This window comes from Mannheimia sp., from assembly GCF_056854775.1.
Map to the genome: position 1 here is coordinate 1 of NZ_JBXGGI010000029.1, position 6,218 is coordinate 6,218.

Consider the following 6,218-nt stretch of genomic DNA (forward strand, 5'->3'; position numbering starts at 1 on the left):
TGAACCTGCGTTTAACGTATTCTTTGACGAATTAAACGATTGGGGGGTTGCTGCTCTTGAACGAGCTATCGAAGGCTTAAAATGCGAAACTGCGGTGCATATCTGCTACGGCTACGGCATTAAAGCAAATACGGATTGGAAACAAACGCTCGGTTCAGAATGGCGACAATACGAAGAGAGCTTCCCGAAATTACAACAATCTAAAATTGATATTGTCTCTCTTGAATGCCAGAATTCCAAAGTACCAATGGATTTAATTGAACTTATTCGTGGTAAAAAGGTAATGGTGGGAGCTATTGATGTCGCAACCAATACCATTGAAACACCTGATCAAGTAGCAGATACATTGCGTAAAGCATTGCAATTTGTCGATGCCGATAAGCTCTACCCTTGCACTAACTGTGGTATGGCACCACTTTCTCGTGAAGTCGCTCGTGGCAAACTCAATGCACTTAGTCAAGGTGCGGCGATAATTAGAGCAGAATTGGCGGGTTAGAAAAGCAAAACTTACTATCTTACAAGCGGTCATTTTTGGTAAAAAATTTACAAAATATGACCGCTTGTTGCTTTCTGCTTTTATAGGAGTATGATTATTTAAATTAATACTATCTATTAGATTAAAAAATACGTAAAATATCGGAAAATCAACTTACGCAAACGTTTACTTAAGCTTTATAGGAGTCCAACAATGTTAAAACGTGATATGAATATCGCAGATTATGATGCTGTTTTATGGCAGGCTATCCAAGATGAAGATCGTCGCCAAGAAGAGCACATTGAGTTAATTGCCTCAGAAAACTACGCAAGTCCGCGTGTAATGCAAGCTCAAGGTTCACAATTAACCAATAAATATGCAGAGGGCTACCCTAATAAACGCTACTATGGCGGCTGTGAATATGTAGATATTATTGAGCAATTAGCGATTGATCGTGCTAAAGAATTATTTGGTGCCGATTATGCTAACGTTCAACCACACTCTGGCTCACAAGCAAATGCTGCGGTGTATATGGCGTTATTAAATCCGGGCGATACCATTTTAGGTATGAGCTTAGCTCACGGTGGACATTTAACACACGGTGCTTCAGTTAGTTTTTCCGGCAAAATCTATAAAGCGGAGCAATATGGTATTACCGCAGAAGGCTTAATTGATTACGATGCATTGCGTAAGCAAGCTCAAGAAGTCAAGCCAAAAATGATTGTGGCTGGTTTTTCCGCTTATTCTCAAGTGATTGATTGGGCTAAAATGCGTGAAATTGCTGATGAAGTAGGAGCTTACTTATTTGTGGATATGGCACACGTTGCAGGTTTAATCGCAGCAGGCGTTTACCCAAATCCACTTCCACACGCACACATTGTTACAACCACAACACATAAAACATTAGCCGGTCCTCGTGGTGGTTTAATTTTATCTGCTTGTGGCGATGAAGAAATCTATAAAAAACTACAATCTGCGGTATTCCCGGCAGGTCAAGGTGGTCCGTTAATGCACGTTATTGCAGCAAAAGCGGTTTGTTTTAAAGAAGCATTAGAGCCTGAATTTAAAGCCTACCAACAACAAGTGGTAAAAAATGCAAAAGCAATGGTGGAAGTATTTAAACAACGTGGCTTTGAGGTAGTTTCTAACGGAACGGAAAACCACTTATTCCTAGTAAGTTTTGTAAAACAAGGCTTAACGGGTAAAGCAGCAGATGCAGCTTTGGGTGCAGCAAACATCACGGTAAATAAAAACTCAGTACCAAACGATCCACAAAAACCATTTGTAACATCAGGTATCCGTGTGGGAACACCATCTGTTACCCGTCGTGGTTTTAAAGAAGATGATGTAGCAACATTAGCCGGCTGGATGTGTGATGTGTTAGAAAGTATCGGTAAAGACAACCACGAGCAAGTGATTGCAGAGACGAAAGCGAAAGTATTAGAAATCTGCAAACGTTTACCTGTTTATGCTTAGTATGCTGTAATTCATCTTTAAAAAAAGCAAACAAAAAAGCGAATTATGATCTGCACCTCAAAAGTTGGACTAAACAACCAACTGATTAAGGTGCAGATTTTATCTTCAACATATTCACAAATATTATTTGTTCGTATTCAAATGAAATTAAAAGGACTAAGCCCTTAGAATATCGGGCTTAGTCCTTGAATTAAACCAATCTAACCATTATTGGGAACTGATTAAATTAAGAGCCTTAACGATTGACTTTAAGAATTTGCTGCGTGCTTTTCTGCCGTTGCTTTTAACAATTCTTGTAATTCACCTTTTTGGAACATTTCTAACACGATATCACAACCGCCGATTAACTCGCCTTCTACCCATAATTGTGGGAAAGTTGGCCAGTTTGCGAATTTTGGTAATTCAGCACGAATGTCTGGATTAGCTAAAATATCCACATAACCGAATGGCACTTGGCAGTTGATTACTGCTTCCACCGCACGAGCTGAGAAACCGCAAGATGGGAATTTTGGCGAACCTTTCATATAAAGTAGAATTGGATTTTCGCTAATTTGTTGTTTGATTTTGTCAATAGTTTCCATTTTTTAACCTCAATAAAATAGAATTTTAAAATTAAAATAGTTGAGTAATTATATCAGAATTAAGCCTATACCGAAATAGTTTAAAAGGTAATATCACGTCGCCCGGCAAATGAATGGGAAAGCGTCGTACCATCTACCATTTCAAGCGAACCGCCAACAGGCACTCCGTGTGCAATTCTAGTTGCTTTTACGTTGTACATCTTACACATTTCGGCGATATAGTTTGCCGTCGCATCGCCCTCAATGGTTGGATTAGTGGCTAAAATCACTTCGTGGAATGATTCATTTTCCAAACGCTGTTGGAGTAAATCCAGCCCAATTTCACGTGGACCAATACCATCAATCGGCGACAAATGCCCCATTAGCACAAAATAACGCCCCGAAAACTGCCCGGTTTGCTCAATAGCTTGAATATCTTCCGGCATTTCAACCACACAAAGCTGTCCGCTCATTTGACGGCGAGGATTTTTGCAAATTGTGCATTCCTCTTCTTCGGTAAAGGTACGGCAAGATTGGCAATGCCCGATATGGCTCATTGCTTCGCTTAATGCCTTAGCCAATGCTACACCGCCCGAACGATTACGTTGCAACAGATGATATGCCATTCGCTGTGCCGATTTTGGACCAACGCCCGGCAACGCTCGTAAGGCTTCCATTAAATTTTCAAGTAAAGGACTGGTTTGCATACTCAATTAAAATGGGAATTTCATACCCGGTGGTAATTGCATACCTGCTGTTACACTCGCCATTTTTTCTTTTTGCATTTCTTCTGCACGGCGAACGGCATCGTTAAACGCTGCTGCAACTAAGTCTTCCACCATCTCTTTATCATCTTCCATTAATGATGGGTCGATCTCAATACGGCGGCAGTTGTGTGCCCCGTTAATGGTTATTTTCACCAAACCTGCTCCAGATTCGCCTGTTACTTCTAATTGTGCGATCTCTTCTTGCATTTTTTGCATACGCTCTTGCATTTGCTGAGCCTGTTTCATTAAGCCGCCTAAGCCACCTAAACCGCCTTTTCCAAACATAATTTTTCCTCTAAATTTAGCGATAAAATAAGCGGTTCATTTTACTGAACGCTTGTCTAATCTGCAAGCGGTTAATTTTTCCCAAAATTTTGCAAATTTGGTAAAATACCACTCATTTTTAACCGCTTGTATTCTCACTTTATGGCTTTAACCCGTTTACTGATTAATCATTTCCGCAATATCCAAAGTGCCGATTTAACATTTAGCCCCCATTTTAACTTTTTAGTCGGCTCAAACGGCAGCGGTAAAACCAGCCTGTTGGAAGCCATTTTTTATCTCGGGCACGGGCGTTCCTTTAAAAGCCATATCAGCAACCGCATCATCAATTATGATAGTGATGATTTTGTCTTACACGGCAAAATTGACGAAGCCCAACATTCGTGGTCGGTTGGCATTCAGAAATCTCGAAGCGGCGATACCACCCTTAAAATCAATGGCGAAGATGGCAATAAAATTGCTGATCTCGCTCAGTTACTCCCAATGCAAGTGATTACGCCTGAGGGCTTAACGCTACTCAACGGCGGTCCGAGCTATCGCCGAGCCTTTTTGGATTGGGGCTTGTTCCACCAACATTCTGATTTCTACACCCATTGGACTAACCTACGCCGTTTATTAAAACAGCGAAACTCTGCCTTGCAACAAGTGCGTTCTTACCAAGAGCTAAAAGCGTGGGATATTGAACTGGTGAAAACCACCTATGCAGTGAGCCAAATGCGAGCGGAATATGCCGAAGCTCTCCGCCCTGAAATTGAGAAAACCTGTCAATTTTTCTTGCCGGAATTAGAAATCGGCTTAAGTTTTCATCAAGGTTGGGAAAAGGGAGCGGATTATGCCGAAATTCTGGCACAAGGCTTTGAGCGTGATAAAGCGATTGGTTACACAATGATTGGGGCACAAAAAGCGGATTTCCGTTTTAAAGCGAACGGACTGCCGGTGGAAGATGTGCTTTCCCGTGGGCAACTCAAATTACTGATGTGTGCGTTACGCTTAGCACAAGGGGAACATTTAGTCGCCCAAAAACAACGCCAATGCCTGTTTTTGATTGACGATTTCGCCTCAGAGCTTGACCCAACCAAACGTGAACTTTTAGCCCACCGTTTAAGAGAAAACGGCTCGCAAGTGTTTGTTACGGCAATTACCCAAGATCAGCTCAACCAAATGCAGTGGCAAGATAGGGCGGATGATCGCTTGTTTGAAGTGAAAAACGGTGATATTCAGCCACTTGCAAGCGGTTAATTTATGGCAAAAATTTGCAAAAAATATTTTTAAAAAAATTTTCTCATCTATTTGGTTTTCTCCCTATCGCATTTTTAAAATAAATTGTAATGTCGAAAGACGCTATTTTATTTTTAAAAATGCCTCACAAATTATTAGGATTAGATAAAGAAAACTCAAAATTAAACATAAAATCGATTAAAAATATTAATGAAGAAACCGCTCGCAATTTCTTTCAATATTTACGTTGGGAGAGTTTAAGCGAGCAAATTTGCCCCCATTGCCAAAAAAAGCATCAAGCCTATTATATAAAAACACGCAAACAGTGGCGTTGCAAATACTGCAAACATACCTTTAGTTTAAGTTCCGGCACGACATTCCATTCTCGAAAATTATCTTTTGTTGATATTTATCATTTATTACTATACTTTAATAACCGAAAATGTGCTATTTCTATTTATCAACTAAGTATCGATCTTGGCATTTGTTATAAAACCGCCTTTATGAATGTAAAGAAAATCCAACATACTTTTTTAAAAGAACAAGAAAGTATTTTATTACAAGGTGAAGTGCATATTGATGGAAAATATAAAACCAAATCCATTAGAAAATGCAATTCTCAGCAAGCCAATGCAATAAATAAAGATAAAAACAAACTTGATAAGCAGAAAAACAAATTTTCGATTATTAATGCCACCTGTAAATACAAAGATGAAAAACAACCGAATAAATGGGTAAAAAAGAGCATTGTTTATATTGCTAAAACAGAAGATAAAGAAACGGTATTAAAAATATTAAATCAGGTGGATAAAAATAGCAAAATTCATACTGATTCCGCCCCTGTTTATTCGATTATTAAACAGCAAGGCTTTAACCATCAAAAAGTTAATCACGCCAAAGAATTTTGCACCCAAAATGGGGTAAGTAATAACCTTGCGGAAAATTTTAATAGTTTGCTTGTTCATAATTTAAATATCGTCAAACATATTAGCCAGAAATATATTTTCTTATTTAGCTTAGAAACCGCTTATCGAAGAAACCATAATCAAGATAGCCTTATTCAAAAACTAATACATTTATCTACACTTTGTTTTAATCACCCACCGATTAAGCTTATCTAGCAGCTTTCCAAACCGAAGGCGGTATGCAGAGCAACTTAGTAGGCTAAAACCCTATCAAAACCACCTCTAACGCTTGCGTTCAGGGGCGTTTGTGCTGGCGATTTCTTGGATTTTGTTAAAATTACTGATTATTTTCCGAATAGATATTGACGAAAAAAAAACGATTTAGAATAGTAATCTCAAATTTCAACTATAAAGAGGTTACCAATATGAAATTTATAAATAAAAACATATCACCAATCAGCATCCTTAAAACTTTTAATATCTCATTAGTAGTATTATTTATATCACACATCAGCTTCCTTGTATTGAACTACGA

General features: G+C 38.8%; 7 protein-coding genes. 4 read left to right on the top strand and 3 right to left on the bottom strand.

Annotation, left to right across the window (positions count from 1 at the left end; genetic code table 11):
* Together ACJHV0_RS02525 and glyA are read left to right on the top strand one after the other, a co-directional pair.
* Positions 1 to 496: uroporphyrinogen decarboxylase/cobalamine-independent methonine synthase family protein (locus tag ACJHV0_RS02525; protein ID WP_483133295.1), on the top strand; the 496-nt coding region annotated here is incomplete at its 5' end.
* 192 nt (positions 497 to 688) lie between these two features.
* Positions 689 to 1,951 carry a serine hydroxymethyltransferase gene (gene glyA, locus ACJHV0_RS02530; RefSeq protein ID WP_334228879.1) on the top strand — a complete coding sequence of 421 codons (1,263 nt, stop codon included), beginning with the start codon at positions 689 to 691 and terminating at the stop codon, positions 1,949 to 1,951.
* A gap of 248 nt (positions 1,952 to 2,199) precedes the next feature.
* Here glyA and grxD read toward each other — a convergent pair whose 3' ends face one another.
* The 3 genes from grxD to ACJHV0_RS02545 all read right to left on the bottom strand — a co-directional run bounded on the left by grxD (position 2,200) and on the right by ACJHV0_RS02545 (position 3,563).
* Complete coding sequence (grxD, locus tag ACJHV0_RS02535) at positions 2,200 to 2,532, bottom strand: Grx4 family monothiol glutaredoxin (protein ID WP_025236487.1); 333 nt, start codon at positions 2,530 to 2,532, stop codon at positions 2,200 to 2,202.
* An 80-nt stretch (positions 2,533 to 2,612) separates the two neighbouring features.
* Entirely contained in the window at positions 2,613 to 3,218 is a 606-nt protein-coding gene (gene recR, locus ACJHV0_RS02540; protein WP_025236488.1) for a recombination mediator RecR, read from the bottom strand.
* A gap of 6 nt (positions 3,219 to 3,224) precedes the next feature.
* A complete protein-coding gene (locus ACJHV0_RS02545) occupies positions 3,225 to 3,563 on the bottom strand; it encodes a YbaB/EbfC family nucleoid-associated protein (RefSeq protein WP_025236489.1) in 339 nt (112 codons plus the stop codon).
* A gap of 141 nt (positions 3,564 to 3,704) precedes the next feature.
* Here ACJHV0_RS02545 and recF point away from each other — a divergent pair, with 141 nt between their 5' ends.
* Both recF and ACJHV0_RS02555 read left to right on the top strand, forming a co-directional pair.
* On the top strand, positions 3,705 to 4,799 hold the full coding sequence (gene recF, locus ACJHV0_RS02550; protein WP_025236490.1) for a DNA replication/repair protein RecF: 1,095 nt from the start codon (positions 3,705 to 3,707) through the stop codon (positions 4,797 to 4,799).
* Between the two features lie 119 nt (positions 4,800 to 4,918).
* Positions 4,919 to 5,899 carry an IS1595 family transposase gene (locus ACJHV0_RS02555; RefSeq protein ID WP_483133296.1) on the top strand — a complete coding sequence of 327 codons (981 nt, stop codon included), beginning with the start codon at positions 4,919 to 4,921 and terminating at the stop codon, positions 5,897 to 5,899.
* Positions 5,900 to 6,218: the final 319 nt, after the last annotated feature.